This is a genomic window from Bradyrhizobium sp. 2TAF36, from assembly GCF_052114925.1.
Taxonomy (GTDB): Bacteria; Pseudomonadota; Alphaproteobacteria; order Rhizobiales; family Xanthobacteraceae; genus Bradyrhizobium; species Bradyrhizobium barranii.
The window spans coordinates 58,010-73,931 of record NZ_JBFRFR010000013.1 but is presented as its reverse complement, the minus strand read 5'-3'; the positions used below and the strand labels follow the sequence as shown (position 1 = coordinate 73,931).

Here is a 15,922-nt window from a genome sequence, read left to right as displayed (position 1 = left end):
CTCATAAGGTGAATGCCTGACCATGCCTGAATTGCCCGAAGTCGAGACCGTCCGCCGCGGCCTTCAGCCCGTCATGGAGGGTGCGAAAATCCTCGTCGCAGAGGCCCGCAGGCCGGATCTGCGCTTTCCCTTCCAGCCCGATTTCGTGGCCCGGCTCCAGGGGCAGGTCGTCACGGGGCTTGGCCGCCGTGCAAAATATCTCATGGCCGATCTCGCCTCCGGCGACGTGCTGCTGATGCATCTGGGCATGTCGGGCTCGTTCCGCGTCATCAAGCCGGACAACGAGGCCGCGCCGGGCGAGTTTCACTACCCGCGTGGCAAGGACTCCACGCACGACCACGTGCTGTTTCGGATGTCCTCCGGCGCCGACATCGTGTTCAACGACCCGCGCCGCTTCGGTTACATGAAAGTGATCGCGCGCAACGCGCTTGAGGACGAGCCACTGCTGCGCGACCTCGGTCCCGAGCCGCTCGGCAACGAATTCGATGCTGCGATGCTGGCGCGGTCGTGCGAGGGCAAGACGACGAGCCTGAAGGCCGCGCTGCTCGACCAGCGCGTGGTCGCCGGGCTCGGCAACATCTATGTCTGCGAAGCGCTGCATCGCTCGCATCTGTCACCGCGCCGCATTGCCGCGACACTCGCGACCAAGGGTCGCAAGGGTGTCRGCGGCGGCGAGCCGACCGATCATGCGAAGCGGTTGGTGAGTGCCATTCACACCGTGCTGAACGACGCGATCAAGGCCGGCGGCTCCAGCTTGCGCGACCATCGCCAGACCTCGGGCGAACTCGGCTATTTCCAGCACTCCTTCAAGGTCTATGACCGCGAGGGCGAGACCTGCAAGACGCCAGGGTGCGGCGGCACCGTGAAGCGATTCACCCAGAACGGGCGCTCCACCTTCTGGTGTCAGAAATGTCAGAAGTGAAGATCGGGCCTGCCGCCGATAGGCCGTGAGTCTCGGCGAAGGCGACGACCCCACCACGCCGTCATTGCGAGCGCAGCGAAGCAATCCAGAATCCCTCCGCGGAAAGACTCTAGATTGCTTCGCTGCGCTCGCAATGACGAAGAGGATGGTTGCTCGCCTGAAAAAACGCGAAGCGAAGCAATCCGGCCGGGCTGGTGGCCGGATTGATTCGTCGCTTGGGCTCTTCAACCGGATAAGTGAAGAGGCCGCCTGTCGTCCGAGCGATCGCCCCGCTCAGGACGCCAGTGTCGTGGTCTCGTCCGCCGCGTGTTCGGCGGCGACGTGCAGCATCCCGTCCGCGACCGAGATGACCTGGTCGATCAGGACGTTGGTCGTGGCTTCGAGCTCGAGACGGGTCTCGATCCAGCGCCAGAGGCCGCGGATCTCGTCCGCCGACTTGCCGTTCGGCGCGAATTCGCTGACGGCGAGGCCGCTCGCGAGTGAGTCCTGGTGGTCGTTGCGCATCACGATCAGCGGGCGCGCGAGCACCTCGGCGAGATCGAGCGCTGCTTCCTCGGCGAGCGTGTTGGCGGCGTTGTCGATGCGCTGGCCGCGGATCGGCGCCTGGTTCAGCACGAAGCCGTAGGGCCGCTTCCAGGCGCGCGCGACGCTCAGCGTCGAGACGGTCGCCTCGATGTCGGCAACGCTCGGGCGAGCGGGAATCAGGCAGAGGTCGGAATGGCGGATCGCGGCGGTGGTCGCGGCGCTGAGGCCGGCCGCGGTGTCGACGATCGCGAGCTGCAAGCCGCTGTCGGCCAGCATCTTCAGGCGCGGCGCGATGTCGGCCGCGTGATAGATCGGCTCGACGACGAGATCGTCAGCGTGGCGGCGACGCAGCCAGTTGGACAGGGTACCCTGGGGGTCGGTTTCGATCAGGCGGACGGTGAAGCCGGCCTGCTTGGCCGCCAGCGCGAGGCCGATGGCAAGCGTGCTCTTGCCACTGCCACCCTTTTGGGTGGCCAGTACGATCGTGTGCATGGAAAGTTGAATCCTTTGGAATGCTTGGGTCTGTGGGGTAACGCCACGCGAACGTGCATCGCTTCTCGATGCTGAGCTCTACTCGCTCAGGACGTGCCCTGCCCGATCCAAAGGGGACCGCGGATGTCCGAATCAACGGTAACGATGATGGCAGAATCGGGAATGCCAGCTAATCCGTACCAATACTGGACCCGTCATCGCGCGTATGATGTGCTTGCCGCCGTGAATAAAAGGGGCAGGCGGCATGGGCGGAAACTGGCGCGACCGGACGGCAACGATCTTTGAATGCCAGAAGATGCCGGCGGTCTCGAGCCGCGGCATGGTGGTCAGCAACCATCCGCTGGCCTCAAGCGCCGGCGCCGAGATGCTGGCCGCGGGCGGCAACGCCATCGACGCCGCGATCGCGACCCTGTTCACGCTGACCGTGGTCGAGCCGATGATGGTCGGCATCATCGGCGGCGGCATGGCGCATATACGTCTGGCTGACGGCAGCCACCGTTTCATCGATGGGCAGAGCACCGTGCCCGCCGCGGTGCGCGACACCACCTACACCTCCGCGCCGGGCGCGGCGCATGACGTGTTCGACACCGTCGGCAACGAGAACCTCAACGGCCCGAAGGCGGTCGCCACGCCGGGCTCGCTGAAAGCCTGGTGCGAGACGCTGCGCCGGTTCGGCACCATGTCGCTTGGCGACGTGATGCAGCCCGCGATCAAGCATGCCGCGCGCGGCTATGCGGCGACGCCATATTTGCACGAATGCATCAGCGAGAGCGCCGCCGAGATGCGCAAGGACAAGCCGATTGCGGCGATCTATTTGCCTGATGGCGAGCCGCTCAAGGTCGGCGAACGCGTGGTGCAGGCCGAATATGCCGAGACGCTCCGCACCATCGCCGACCACGGCGAGACCGCGCTCTACGAGGGGCCGCTTGGTGACATCCTCGTCGACTACATGGAGAAGACCGGCGGCTTCATCCGCCGCAACGATCTCACCGGCTACAAGACCGTTGAACGGCAACCGATCCGCGCCGACTATCGCGGCTGGACTATCCTTGGCCCGCCGCCGCCCGCGGCCTCCGGCGTCCACATCGCGCAGATGCTGAACATTCTCGAGGGCTATGACATCGGAGATCTCGGCTTCGGTACATCAGAGACCATCCACTATCTCGCCGAAGTCCTGAAGATCGCCTTCGCCGACCGTGCGGCCGCCAGCGGCGACCCTGATTATGTCGGCGTGCCTGTAGAGAAGCTCACGTCGAAGGCCTATGCCGACGAACGCCGCCGCGCCATCGATCCGGCGCGGGCGCAGGCCTGGGGCGCCGGCGTCTCGCAGCTCGAAGGCGCGCACACCACGCACATGACCGCGGCGGACGCGTTTGGCAACGTCGTCGCGACCACGCAGACCATCAACAATCTCTTTGGCGCCAAGATCATGATCCCGGGCCTGGGCGCCATCGCCAACAACTACATGAACCTGTTCGATCCGCGCCCCGGCCACGCGCTGTCGCTGGCGCCGGGCAAGCGCGTCACCACCTCGATGTCGCCGATGATGGCGCTGCGCGGCGGCAAGCTGCGCTATGCGCTCGGCCTGCCCGGGGGAAAGCGCATCTTCCCCAGCGCGATGCAGGCGCTGGTCAATCTGATCGACCACGGCATGAGCCTGCAGGAAGCGGTCGAGGCGCCGCGCATCTGGACCGAAGGCAACACGCTCGAAGTCGAGCAGAAGGTGCCGGAGGCCGTGCGCGCGAAGCTTGCGGGCCTCGGCCACAAGGTGCAGCCCGTCGCGACGGTGGCGGGCGGCATGAACGGCATTGCCTTCCACGACGACGGCAGCATGACCGGCGCCGCCTGCTGGCGCGCGGACGGCACGCCGGTCGGGATCTCTGGAGGGCTTGCGCGGAGCGGTGTCAGGTTCAGGTTGAGCTGACCGCGCATTCACAAGGACGGTGCGCTCGTACCTCTTGTACAACTGACGTCGTCCAATCGCCGGCAGGTGTCGCGACCGCAAATCCAGCGGTTCGCGGTTTTCGAACCTCCGCGGTATTTTTCGGTGCGAGGCAGATGTCGCCTATGCGGCCCGATCCGCGCAGATGACGGCACAAGTTCGGCAATGTAGGGTGCGGAACACTGGCGGCAGGCTCGTCGATCAGCGTCTGAGTAAGGCTGTGCGTATGGGCGGCGATATAAGCGGCGACTTCCTGGCCGGCGGCGGCGAGATGGGCTCTTTGACGCGAGCGTTTGACTGGTCAAGCACATCCGTGGGCTCTCCGGACACTTGGCCCCAAAGTCTTCGAGTTACAGTGCGGCTCGTTCTGACCTCGCGGCACCCGATGTTCATTTGGTGGGGACCAGAACTCATCCAGTTCTACAACGATGCATACCGGGAGACGATGGGGCCGGAAAGGCACCCAAGCGCTTTGGGCGCGCGCGGCCGTGAGTGTTGGGCCGAGATCTGGGACATCATTGGTCCCCAGATCGAGTACGTCATGTCGGGCAAGGGGGCGACCTGGAATGAGGACCAGCTGGTGCCGGTGACCCGTCACGGGCGCCGCGAGGACGTTTGGTGGACGTACAGCTTTGGTCCAATTGATCTTGAAGGCAAGGTGGGCGGCGTGCTTGTCGTCTGCAGGGATGTCACGTCCGAGCATATGGCAAGGGAAGCGCTGAACCTCATCAATGAGGAGCTGAAGCACCGCGTCAAGAACACGCTCGCAGTGTTGAGCGCGGTAGCTGCCCAGACATTTCGTGACCCGACGAGCAAAGCCGATCTCGAAAAGTACCAGGCACGGCTCGGCGCGTTTGGACGAGCGCAGGATCTGCTGACCGCATCAAATTGGGCGGCCGCGCCACTCCACGATGTGATCGGCACTGCTCTTGCACCTTATCGGACAGGCGAAGGCCGCTTCATCGTCTCGGGTCCTCCACTCGTCGTGAAATCTCGACAAGCGCTGGCTCTGTCATTGGCGCTCCACGAGCTCGCGACCAACGCTTCGAAGTACGGCGCTCTGACCGTAGCGGGAGGCTGCGTATCGATTACATGGTCAACCGAGGCTCAGGATGGCGAGTCAAAATTTGTCTTTGTCTGGCAGGAGATTGGCGGTCCGTCCGTATCGAAACCCGTCGGCACAGGCTTTGGCTCCAGGCTGATTTCCCGGGTGCTGAAGGACGATTTCAGCGGTTCCGTTGACGTTTCGTATGGCGCAGCCGGGCTTACATGCAGGCTGACCGCGCCCCTCGAAAATCTGGGACCTTCGCCAAAGAGCACGTGAGACCGTGTAGGAGCTGCGTGGCTCAACGGAGAGGGCATTGCGTTCCGCACCGCGTCCGGGACACGAGAGAAGTGTTATTCTCTCTCGCCTACTTCCGCACGCAGATCACGCGGACGACGGCCGCCTTCGCATCCGTCGACGTGCCGTTCGCCGTGACATCGTTCGCCTTCAGGAAATTACGCACCGCTTCTGCAGACACCATCACCGCCTGCGACGCCGGCACCGATGTCGCGGGCCCCGCGACCATCGCCGGCTTCAACAGCGCGACGCCGGCGAATTTGCCATCGCCGTCGATGGCCGGGCTGCCGGAGAAGCCGACCGCCGGAGGAGGGGAAAGCGCGGAATCGCTTGCTGTGACCGGCGCCAGCGCGCCCTTGAGGCTCGACACGCCCGCAGCTCCGCCCTGGCTCTGCGGATCGGCAATACCGATGACATCGACGCTCGTCTTCGCTGTACCGCCGGTGAGGCTGAGCGGCTTCAGGCCGCGCGCGCCGTAGATGTGCAGGAGCGCGAGATCGTGCTCCTTGTCCTCGGCGAGACGGTCGGCGCTGCCATAGCCGGCAATGGTGATCGCGAGACAGTTATCGGTGACGAGGCGGTCGGTGACAATCGCACCGTCGTCGCTGACGACGATGCCGGTGCCGTATTCGACGGTCTTGCGCGGCGGCGGCCCGGCCTGCGGTCCCGTCGGAAACGCATTGAACGCGCTCGACATCGCGATAACGACCGGCTCGACGGTGTTCTCCGTCGCCTGGTCGTAGAGGATCGTCATGGTGCGGACTTCGTCGCCCTTAAAGGTGCCTCGCACGTAGAATTTCTTGAGGCCCTGCAATCCCGATAGTACGAAGAAGTCGGGCTTCACCACGGTGTAGTCGACCTTGCGCCCCGACGGCTCCTTCTCCAGCTCGGCGAGTTTCGCCGTGGTCGGGTTGGCTTCCTTGCGGCGGCTCAGCAGCACCTGCACCGTGCCGGTCGGCGAAGTCCATTTCGAGCCGTTGGCATCGGTCGCCTGCTGCGGCACCAATTTGCCGGGGATACCGAGCCGGGCGCCGCTGGTCGGCTCCATCACGATCTTCCAGCCGACGCTCTCCTGCTTCCGCCGCGCGGTCTCGGCGAGCGCGGCGCGCTCCTGCGGATTGAGCACGCCGGTCGGCTTGCCGCCCTTGGCCTTCTGATAGTCCTTGATCGCCTCGACCATGCGCGCGCTGACGTCGCCGGTGATGGCGCCGTTATATTGGCCGACCCAGGCGAGGTCGGACTGGAGCGACAGCCGTTCCGCCTGCGCCATCGCATCGGCCGTCGCCGACGGCGTCTGCAGTGCGGGAGGCCGGATCGGCACGGTCTGGACCGGCTTCGGCTTGGTGCCGGGGATCTCTGGTGTCGTCATCTGGGCGCTAGCGCCTGTGGCAGCCGCGAACATCAGTGTTGCCGCAAGCATCGATCTCATGACAAATCCAGCCAGCCCATTGAACGTGCTACCATTGAAGCACATCTCGTTGGTCGCGAACAATGTTGGGGTGGTTCAGGTGTTGCGCCGCCTCATCATGAGGGGCGAGAGGTACGAAGGACGACGATGCTGAGCCCGGACGAACTTGAACGCTATGCCCGGCATATAGTGCTGCGCGACGTCGGCGGGCCGGGCCAGGCTGCGCTGAAGCGGGCCTCCGTGCTGGTGATCGGCGCCGGCGGGCTCGGCGCGCCCGCGCTGATGTATCTGGCGGCCGCCGGCGTCGGCACGCTCGGCGTGGTCGATGACGACGTGGTCTCGCTGTCAAACCTCCAGCGCCAGGTGATCCATACGACGCCCGATATCGGCCGGCACAAGGTCGAGAGCGCGGCCGAGCGGATCTCCGCGCTCAATCCGCATGTCCGCTTCGTCGGCCACGCCACCTGGCTCAATGCCGACAATGCGCTGAGCATGATCGGAGACTACGATCTCGTGCTCGACGGCTCCGACAATTTCTCGACGCGTTATCTGGTCTCGGACGCCTGCTTCTTCGCGAAGCGGCCGCTGATCACGGCGGCGCTCGGCACGTTCGACGGCTCGCTCACCACCATCCGCGCGCATGAGAAGAATGAGCAGGGCGTGTTCAATCCGACCTATCGCTGCCTGTTTCCGGAAGCGCCGCCGCCCGGCACCGTGCCGGCCTGCGCCGAGGCCGGCGTCATGGGCGCGCTTGCGGGCGTGATGGGCTCGATGATGGCGCTGGAGGCGATCCGCGAGATCGTCGGCTTCGGCGACGGCCTCGTCGGCCGCCTCTTGATGATCGATGCGCGCGCGATGCGCTTCGAGACGCTGCGCTACGCGCGCGATCCGGCCAATCCGCTCAACGGCGATGGGCCTGTCATCACTGACCTCCGCGCCCATCGCACCTGATCGCCGCCGCTACCGCGTGGCCGGCTTCTCGCTGTCGAGATGCGCCATCTGCTCGGCCGCGTAGCGCGTGCCGGAAGCGACGTCGGGCGGAAATGCTTTTGCAAGCGCCGCGAGATGCGCCGGCGTCAGCGTTACCTTCGCCGCGCCGAGCGCTTCGTTGAGACGGTTGCGCGTGCGTGCGCCGACCAGCGGTATGATCTCTTTGCTCTGCGCCGCTACCCAGGCGATCGCAACTTGCGCCGGCGTTGCGCCGATCTCTGTGGCGATCGCCCGCAGGGATTCCACCAGCGCGAGATTGGCGTCGAGATTTGCGCCCTGGAAGCGCGGCGTCATCGGCCGGTAATCCCTGCCGGTCTTGCCGGAGTCCTTCGACCAATGGCCGCTGATCAGGCCGCGCGCCAGCACGCCRTAGGCCGTGATGCCGATGCCGAGCTCGCGGCAGGTCTTGAGGATGTCGCGTTCGATGCCGCGCTCGATCAACGAATATTCGATCTGGAGATCGGCGATCGGATGCACGGCGTGCGCGCGGCGGATGGTGTCGGAGCCCACCTCGGACAGGCCGATATGCCTGATGTAGCCGGCCTTCACGAGATCGGCGAGGCCGCCGATCGTCTCCTCGATGGGAACGTTGGGATCGAGACGCGCCGGACGGTAGATGTCGATGTAATCGGTGCCGAGGCGCTGCAGCGAATAAGCCAGGAAGTTTTTGGTCGCGGCTGGCCTTGTGTCCATGCCGGAGAATTCGCCGGCGGGACCGCGCAGCGCGCCGAACTTCACGCTGATCTGCACCTTGTCGCGCGACACATCCTTCAGGGCCTCACGCACCAGCATTTCATTGTGGCCCATGGCGTAGAAATCGCCGGTGTCCAGCAGTGTGATGCCGGCATCGAGCGCCGCATGGACCGTGGCGATGCTTTCGCCGCGGTCGGCGGGGCCATAGACCTCCGACATGCCCATGCAGCCGAGACCAAGGGCGGAGACGGTCGGGCCGGTTGAACCGAGTTTGCGCTGTTCCATGATGGTTCTCCTCGAAAAGGCGGCAGGCTGATTGTGCCGCGTGACGAGGCCAGATATGCGCCTGACCGATTAGGCCGATAAGCTGGACAATCCAGTATGGCTTGTTCATCATAACGAACAATGGCCGAGCCCGATCTGCGTGATCTCGACGTCTTCGTGGCGGTTGCCCGCACCCGCAATTTCCGGCGTGCGGCGATTGAAATTCGCGTGTCGGTGTCGAGCCTTAGCCAGCGGCTGCGGGACCTGGAGGAGCGCCTTGGCGTCCGCCTGATGAACCGCACCACCCGCAGCGTCGCGCTGACCGAGGCGGGCGAGCTGCTGCTATCCCGCATCGCTCCGGCGCTGCGCGATGTCGGCGATGCCCTGGATCAGGTCCGCGGCCTGCGCGAGGTGGCTTCGGGCCGCCTGCGCATCAACGCGCCGCCGCCGGCGGTGGACCTCGTGCTGGCGCCGATGGTCGGGCCGTTTCTCGCGACCTACCCGCAGGTCGATCTCGACATCGTTTCCGAAAGCGGCTTCGTCGACATCGTCAGCGCGGGCTACGATGCCGGCGTGCGTTATGGCGAGCACCTCGCGCAGGACATGGTGGCGATCCCGCTGAGCGGTCAGCAGAGCTATGTCGTCGTCGCATCGCCTGCGTACATCGCGCGCCGCGGCAAGCCGAAGCATCCGAAAGATCTGCTCGACCATGACTGCATCCGCGCCCGCTACTCGAGCGGCGTCATGCATGATCTGGAGTTCGAGAAGGCTGGCCAGATCGTGAAGGTCGATCCGCCCGCAAAGCTGATCTCGACCAACATGGGGCTCGCCATGCGCGCTGCGCTCGACGGCGCCGGCATCTGGGCGACGCTCGATGGCTACGTCCATGACGCCGTGACGTCCGGCACGCTGGTCAGCTTGATGGAAGATTGGTGCGAGCCGTTTCCGGGCCCGTTCCTGTACTATCCGAGCCGCCGCCAGACGCCGCCCGCGCTACGCGCTTTCATCGATTTCGCCGCGGATTGGCGCAGGCACGAAGCGCGCGGCAAATAAACCTCAGAGCATGCTCGGCAGCACGCGATCCGGCGGCTTGTGCGCGTCGAGGAAGGTGCGGATGTTGATGATCACCTTCTCGCCCATCTCGACGCGGCCCTCGATCGTGGCCGAGCCCATATGCGGCAGCAGCGTCACCTTGCCGGCCTTGGCGAGCCGCACCAGCTTTGGATTGACCGCGGGCTCGTGCTCGTAGACGTCGAGGCCGGCGCCGCCGATCTCGCCGCCCTCGATCAGCTTGATCAGCGTGTCCTCGTCGGTCACCTCGCCGCGCGCGGTGTTGACGATGTAGGCGTCCTTGCGGATCAGCTTCAGCCGCCGCGCCGACAGCAGATGATAGGTCGCTGGCGTGTGCGGACAGTTCACCGAGATGATGTCCATCCGCGCCAGCATCTGGTCGAGGCTTTCCCAATAGGTCGCCCCTAACTCTTCGGCGATCTTGGGCGCCACGGGGCGGCGATTGTGATAGTGGATCTGGAGGCCGAAGGCGCGCGCGCGGCGCGCGACCGCCTGGCCGATGCGGCCCATGCCGATGATGCCGAGACGCTTGCCGCCGATGCGGTGGCCGAGCATCCAGGTCGGTGACCAGCCGGGCCAGGGCTTTCCTTCAGTCAGGATCGAGGCGCCTTCGATCATCCGGCGCGGCACCGCCAGGATCAGCGCCATGGTCATGTCGGCGGTGTCTTCGGTCAGAACCTTTGGCGTGTTGGTGACGGTGATGCCGCGGGCATGCGCGGCCTCGACGTCGATATTGTCGACGCCGTTGCCGAAATTGGCGATCAGGCGGAGCTTGCAGTCGGGCTGGTTGACGATGTCGGCGGTGATGTGGTCGGTGACGGTCGGAACCAGCACGTCGGCGGTGCGCGCGGCCTCAGCGATCTGCTCGGCCGACATCGGTGTGTCCTCGAGATTGATCCGCGCGTCGAACAGCTCGCGCATCCGGGTCTCGATCGAGTCCGGCAGCTTGCGCGTCACCACCACGAGGGGCTTTTTCTTCACCGACATGTCATGCCCTCATGAGGCGCCGCAAGCCGCCTCTGTTACCAAAGGCCGGCCGTTGAGGCCTCATTAACCCGGTTGTTCGACACTGCCTTTGCCGTGTCGTCCCCGGCGCTTCCTTCAAGCTCTCCCGACATTTCCGACCGGAAAATCGGGGCAAACTGGTTGTTCAAGTGTCCGTCCTCTCTAGCAGAAGGCCGGGCCAAGACAAGAACCACGGGTTAAGGCTTCGGGAACACGGGCGAGGGGCTTGCGCGGCAGGTTCTGATTTTGGGGTGAGGGCCCGGCGTGGCGGGGCCCTCGACAGGAGACGGGTTGATGGCGTTGGGGCGTTTTTGTTCGGTGATGGCGCTCGTTTGCACCTGGTTGAGCGCCTCGGTCAGCCCCGGGCATTCGGCGAAGGACAGCACCCCCCAGACCGCGAGCGGCCTGCCGGTGCCGCGTTATGTCAGCCTCAAATCGGATCATGTGAACGTGCGCGCCGGCCCGACCAAGGACAATGACGTCGCCTGGGTCTACACCCGCGCCGGCCTGCCGGTCGAAATCACCGCCGAGTTCGAGAACTGGCGCCGGGTGCGCGATTCCGAAGGCGCTGAGGGCTGGGTCTATCATTCGCTGCTGTCGGGCCGCCGCACTGCGGTCGTCACCATGAAGCACAAGGACGACCTCGCCCCGATCTACGACCGCGCCGATCTCGACAGCGCGGTTGCGGCCAAGCTCCAGGCCGGCGTCGTCACGCAGGTCAAGAAGTGCACTGCAAACTGGTGTCGCGTCACCGGCAACGGCTTTGACGGCTGGATCCAGCAGGAGCGCCTCTGGGGCGTTTATTCGGACGAGCAGGTCAACTGACCCGAAGGGTCATCCCGGGATCTCGAGATTCCCCGATGCGTAATTGCGCATCTGAGGTCTGGTCCTTCGGACCATCCCGGAATGACAGCGTAAAACGACAATGGCCGGGACAAGCCCGGCCATGACGACAAATTCAGCAGCTTTGGATCGATCTTCAGCGCTTCTTGCGCAGGCGCACGACCATGTCGATGCGCGCGATCTCGTAACCCTCGGGCACCTCCGGCATCTTAGACAGCGCCAGATGCGGATCCTCGATATCGACTAGCTCGTGGCTGTTCTCGAGGTAATAATGGTGGTGGGTGGTGACGTTGGTGTCGAAATAGGTCTTGGTGCCGTCGACGCTGACTTGGCGCAGCAGGCCGGCATCGGTCAGCTGGTTCAGCGTGTTGTAGACGGTCGCGAGCGACACCGGCACCTTGGCCAGCGTCGCCTCCTCATAGAGCATTTCAGCCGTGAGGTGGCGAGCACCCTTGCCGAACAGGAGCCAGCCGAGCGCCATGCGCTGGCGCGTCGGACGAAGCCCCGCGGACTGGAGCATTTCGTTGACGTCGTGCCACGGGCAGCCGGTCAAGGCCGGCTGGCGGCCGGACAGGAGGGCGGCGGAATGGACGTCGTCGTCGTGATGGGGCGCGGGATTCTCGCTCATTTCCAGATTTCGGGCACGCGTGGACACTGCATCTATATGCAATATATGGACAGATAGATGCAGATGCAAGTTTCTCGCAACTAGAGAGGTTCTAATGAGAAATGGAACCGGGCGAGCAGGTGGTCACTTTACCTTCATGAGATCGCTTTGCCACCCGAAATGCCTGTGTTAGAGAGCCCCCGGTTCCGCTTGGCCGATTATGGCGCAGCCGGGCATTGAGGCCCGGCCCGCAGTCCATCCTGGCTCGTGGCAGTCGCGCCTCATGACGGGAATTGGCGCGGCTTTCCGAACGAAACGGGGCCCATTTTCGCCAGAAACGCCGCTCAATCGGGATTTGAACAGAGGCTTCCGCATGCTGAACAGGCGCAACGGCTACGAATACGAAGATCTGCTGGCATGCGGCCGCGGCGAAATGTTCGGCCCGGGCAATGCCCAGCTGCCGCTGCCGCCGATGCTGATGTTCGACCGCATCGCGGAAATCAACGACAATGGCGGGGAGTTCGGCAAGGGAATGGTGCGGGCCGAGCTCGACGTGAAGCCCGACCTCTGGTTCTTCGGCTGCCACTTCAAGAACGATCCCGTCATGCCCGGCTGCCTCGGCCTCGATGCGCTGTGGCAAATGGTCGGCTTCTATTTGGGCTGGAGCGGCGGTGAAGGGCGCGGCCGCGCCCTTGGCCTGAACGAGCTGAAGTTCAGCGGCCAGGTGCTGCCCGAGGCCCGTAAGGTTGTGTACAACATCGATATCAAGCGCGTGATGCGTTCAAAGCTGGTGCTCGGTATCGCCGACGGATGGCTTTCGGTCGATGACCAGATTATCTATCGCGCGAAGGATCTGAAGGTCGGCCTGTTCAAGCAGGGCGTGAGCCTGGGCTGAGCGCATCACCAAGAAAGACAATGATTTAGGCGAGGCTGTCATGAGGCGGGTTGTGGTCACCGGGATGGGTATCGTCTCGTCCATCGGAAACAACACCCAGGAAGTGCTTGCGAGCCTTCACGAGGCGAAGTCAGGCATTTCGCGGGCTGAGAAATATGCCGAACTCGGCTTCCGTTCGCAGGTGCAAGGTGCGCCGACGATTGATCCTGCGACGGTCGTCGACCGGCGTGCGATGCGCTTCCTCGGCCAGGGCGCGGGGTGGAATCATATCGCGATGGAGCAGGCGATCCAGGATTCCGGTCTGTCGTCCGAAGATATCTCCAACATCCGCACCGGCATCATCATGGGTTCCGGCGGCCCGTCGGCCCGCACCATCGTCGAATCCGCCGACATCACCCGCACCAAGGGGCCGAAGCGCGTCGGACCGTTTGCCGTGCCGAAGGCGATGTCGTCCACGGCCTCCGCGACGCTCGCGACCTGGTTCAAGATCAAGGGCGTGAACTATTCGATCTCCTCGGCCTGCGCGACGTCGAACCATTGCGTCGGCAACGCCTATGAGACGATCCAGATCGGCAAGCAGGACATCATTTTCGCCGGCGGCTGCGAGGAGCTGGACTGGTCGCTCTCGGTGCTGTTCGACGCCATGGGCGCGATGTCGTCGAAGTACAACGATACGCCCGCCACCGCCTCGCGTCCCTATGACGTCAACCGCGACGGCTTCGTCATTGCCGGCGGCGCCGGCGTGCTGGTGCTGGAAGAGCTCGAACATGCCAAGGCGCGCGGCGCGCGCATTTACGGCGAGATCGTCGGCTACGGCGCGACGTCGGACGGCTACGACATGGTCGCGCCCTCCGGTGAAGGCGCCGAGCGCTGCATGCGCATGGCGATGTCGACGGTGAAGACCAAGGTCGATTACATCAATCCGCACGCGACCTCGACGCCGGCAGGCGATCCGCCGGAGATCGACGCGCTCCGCCGCGTGTTCGGTGCCGGCGAGAAGTGCCCGCCGATCTCGGCGACCAAGGCGCTGACCGGTCACTCGCTGGGCGCAACCGGTGTGCAGGAGGCGATCTACTCGCTGCTCATGATGAACAACGGCTTCATCTGCGAGAGCGCTCACATCCAGGAGCTCGATCCCGTGTTTGCCGACATGCCGATCGTGCGCAAGCGCATCGACAACGTCAAGATCGGCACCGTGCTGTCGAACTCCTTCGGCTTCGGCGGCACCAACGCCACGCTGGTGTTCAGCCGGCTGGATGTGTGAGCACGGACTTTGTCATGCCCCGCGAAGGCGGGGCATCCAGTACGCCGCGGCTTCTCGATCTATCACGATCATCTCTGGAATACTGGATCGCCCGCCTGCGCGGGCGATGACATCGAATAGTGGAGTTACGAGGCAATGGAAGGACTGATGAAAGGCAAGCGCGGTCTGATCATGGGCATCGCCAATGATCATTCGATCGCCTGGGGCATGGCGAAGGCGCTGCATGCCCACGGTGCCGAGCTTGCCTTCACCTTCCAGGGCGAGGCGCTGGGCAAGCGCGTCAAGCCATTGGCGGAGCAGCTCGGCGTGGAATTGGTGCTGCCTTGCGACGTCGAGGACATCGCCAGCGTTGATGCGACCTTCGCCGTGCTGCGCGAGAAATGGGGCAAGCTCGATTTCGTCATCCACGCCATCGGCTTTGCCGACAAGAACGAGCTGAAGGGCCGCTACGCCGACACCAGCCGCGAGAACTTTTCGCGCACCATGGTGATCTCCTGCTTCTCGTTCACGGAGGTCGCCAAACGCGCCGCCGAGCTGATGACGGAGGGCGGCAGCATGATCACGCTGACCTTCGGCGCCTCGGAGCGCGCGATGCCGAATTACAACGTGATGGGCGTCGCCAAGGCGGCGCTGGAAGCTTCCGTGCGCTACCTCGCCTCCGATTTCGGACCGCGCGGCATCCGCGTCAACGCGATCTCCGCAGGCCCCATCCGTACGCTCGCCGGCTCGGGCATCGGCGAGGCGCGTGCGATGTTCGGTTTCATGCAGAAACATTCGCCGCTCCGCCGCGGCGTCACGCTCGACGAGCTCGGCGGCTCGGCGCTGTATCTGTTGTCGGATCTCTCCGGCGGTGTGACCGGCGAGATCCACTATGTCGATTCCGGCTACAACATCATCCTGATGCCGAGGCCCGACGATTTGAAATCGTCAGAGTGATTTCGTAGGGTGGGCAAAGGCGCAGAGCGCCGTGCCCACCATCTCTCCTCGATCGCAGAGAGACGCGGTGGGCACGCTCCGCTTTGCCCACCCTACGAGTTCTGAGCTTGCCTCACCCCGCCGCGATCTTTTCCGCCCGCTGGAACGCCGGCCGCGCCATGCAGCGCGCGAGATAGGCATCGAAGGCCGGGCGCGACGGCACCATCTTGAACAGGCGGACCGCGAAGTTCAGGCCGGAGCCGACCGTGATGTCGGCGGCCGAAAATTCCTCGCCGAGGATCCACGGTCCCTTCGCGAGCGCAGCTTCCAGCACGTCGAACACCTGTGTCGCGCTGCCCCAGGCCGCGGTCGAGGTCGGGATCTCGATCTTGGTGAAGATCTGGATGATGGCAGGCTCGATGCAGCCCGGCGAGAAGAACAGCCATTGCAGATAGCGCGCACGGCGCGGGTCGGCCACGGCAGGCGCCAGCTTCGTGTCGGGATAGCGGTCGGCGATGTAGGCGCAGATCGCGGCGGCTTCGCCGAGCGCGGCATCGCCGTCGCTGAGCGCCGGCACCTTGCCCATCGGATTCACCTTCAAATAATCCGACGCTTTCTGCGCACCGGTCGAGATGTCGGTCAGCACGCGCTCATAGGGCAGCCCGCTCTCTTCCATCAGCCAGAGCGTCGTGAACGAGCGCGAGCGTGGCGACCAATAGAGCTTGATCATGGAGCGGACCTTTC

Annotated in this window: 15 protein-coding genes; 9 read left to right on the top strand and 6 right to left on the bottom strand. The window is 64.6% G+C overall.

Going from position 1 to position 15,922, the window contains the following annotated elements:
- Positions 1–22: 22 nt before the first annotated feature.
- On the top strand, positions 23–922 hold the full coding sequence (mutM, locus tag AB4Z51_RS10010; RefSeq protein WP_441497356.1) for a bifunctional DNA-formamidopyrimidine glycosylase/DNA-(apurinic or apyrimidinic site) lyase: 900 nt from the start codon (positions 23–25) through the stop codon (positions 920–922).
- Positions 923–1,195: 273 nt separating this feature from the next.
- Here mutM and AB4Z51_RS10005 read toward each other — a convergent pair whose 3' ends face one another.
- On the bottom strand, positions 1,196–1,939 hold the full coding sequence (locus tag AB4Z51_RS10005; protein ID WP_085405035.1) for a ParA family protein: 744 nt from the start codon (positions 1,937–1,939) through the stop codon (positions 1,196–1,198).
- A 244-nt stretch (positions 1,940–2,183) separates the two neighbouring features.
- Between AB4Z51_RS10005 and ggt the strand changes: the two genes are divergently transcribed.
- Entirely contained in the window at positions 2,184–3,863 is a 1,680-nt protein-coding gene (ggt, locus tag AB4Z51_RS10000) for a gamma-glutamyltransferase (protein WP_135214055.1), read from the top strand.
- 373 nt (positions 3,864–4,236) lie between these two features.
- Complete coding sequence (locus AB4Z51_RS09995) at positions 4,237–5,205, top strand: sensor histidine kinase (RefSeq protein ID WP_244623070.1); 969 nt, start codon at positions 4,237–4,239, stop codon at positions 5,203–5,205.
- An 88-nt stretch (positions 5,206–5,293) separates the two neighbouring features.
- Here the strand turns inward: AB4Z51_RS09995 and AB4Z51_RS09990 are convergent, their stop codons facing one another.
- A complete protein-coding gene (locus AB4Z51_RS09990; RefSeq protein WP_167767945.1) occupies positions 5,294–6,652 on the bottom strand; it encodes a serine protease in 1,359 nt (452 codons plus the stop codon).
- Positions 6,653–6,778: 126 nt separating this feature from the next.
- Between AB4Z51_RS09990 and AB4Z51_RS09985 the strand changes: the two genes are divergently transcribed.
- Complete coding sequence (locus AB4Z51_RS09985) at positions 6,779–7,582, top strand: HesA/MoeB/ThiF family protein (RefSeq protein ID WP_441497355.1); 804 nt, start codon at positions 6,779–6,781, stop codon at positions 7,580–7,582.
- A 9-nt stretch (positions 7,583–7,591) separates the two neighbouring features.
- Here AB4Z51_RS09985 and AB4Z51_RS09980 read toward each other — a convergent pair whose 3' ends face one another.
- Positions 7,592–8,599, bottom strand: a complete 1,008-nt coding sequence (locus AB4Z51_RS09980; RefSeq protein WP_135214058.1) for an aldo/keto reductase — start codon at positions 8,597–8,599, stop codon at positions 7,592–7,594.
- A gap of 120 nt (positions 8,600–8,719) precedes the next feature.
- Here AB4Z51_RS09980 and AB4Z51_RS09975 point away from each other — a divergent pair, with 120 nt between their 5' ends.
- Complete coding sequence (locus AB4Z51_RS09975; protein ID WP_135214059.1) at positions 8,720–9,631, top strand: LysR family transcriptional regulator; 912 nt, start codon at positions 8,720–8,722, stop codon at positions 9,629–9,631.
- A gap of 3 nt (positions 9,632–9,634) precedes the next feature.
- Here AB4Z51_RS09975 and AB4Z51_RS09970 read toward each other — a convergent pair whose 3' ends face one another.
- Entirely contained in the window at positions 9,635–10,636 is a 1,002-nt protein-coding gene (locus AB4Z51_RS09970) for a 2-hydroxyacid dehydrogenase (RefSeq protein WP_028149823.1), read from the bottom strand.
- 312 nt (positions 10,637–10,948) lie between these two features.
- On the opposite strand from AB4Z51_RS09970, the gene AB4Z51_RS09965 reads away from it, so the two are divergent.
- Positions 10,949–11,479, top strand: a complete 531-nt coding sequence (locus AB4Z51_RS09965) for an SH3 domain-containing protein (RefSeq protein WP_071908916.1) — start codon at positions 10,949–10,951, stop codon at positions 11,477–11,479.
- A 154-nt stretch (positions 11,480–11,633) separates the two neighbouring features.
- Here the strand turns inward: AB4Z51_RS09965 and irrA are convergent, their stop codons facing one another.
- Positions 11,634–12,125 carry an iron response transcriptional regulator IrrA gene (gene irrA, locus AB4Z51_RS09960; RefSeq protein ID WP_063980150.1) on the bottom strand — a complete coding sequence of 164 codons (492 nt, stop codon included), beginning with the start codon at positions 12,123–12,125 and terminating at the stop codon, positions 11,634–11,636.
- Between the two features lie 352 nt (positions 12,126–12,477).
- Between irrA and fabA the strand changes: the two genes are divergently transcribed.
- From fabA to fabI, 3 genes are all read left to right on the top strand, one after another.
- The gene (gene fabA / locus AB4Z51_RS09955; RefSeq protein WP_063980149.1) at positions 12,478–12,999 is read left to right on the top strand and encodes a bifunctional 3-hydroxydecanoyl-ACP dehydratase/trans-2-decenoyl-ACP isomerase; all 522 of its coding nucleotides are present in this window, start codon (positions 12,478–12,480) and stop codon (positions 12,997–12,999) included.
- A 40-nt stretch (positions 13,000–13,039) separates the two neighbouring features.
- Positions 13,040–14,263, top strand: a complete 1,224-nt coding sequence (gene fabB, locus AB4Z51_RS09950) for a beta-ketoacyl-ACP synthase I (RefSeq protein WP_135214061.1) — start codon at positions 13,040–13,042, stop codon at positions 14,261–14,263.
- 135 nt (positions 14,264–14,398) lie between these two features.
- Positions 14,399–15,199, top strand: coding sequence for an enoyl-ACP reductase FabI (gene fabI, locus AB4Z51_RS09945; protein ID WP_135214062.1), 801 nt, complete (start codon positions 14,399–14,401; stop codon positions 15,197–15,199).
- Between the two features lie 112 nt (positions 15,200–15,311).
- Here the strand turns inward: fabI and AB4Z51_RS09940 are convergent, their stop codons facing one another.
- Positions 15,312–15,908 carry a glutathione S-transferase family protein gene (locus AB4Z51_RS09940; RefSeq protein ID WP_135214063.1) on the bottom strand — a complete coding sequence of 199 codons (597 nt, stop codon included), beginning with the start codon at positions 15,906–15,908 and terminating at the stop codon, positions 15,312–15,314.
- Positions 15,909–15,922: the final 14 nt, after the last annotated feature.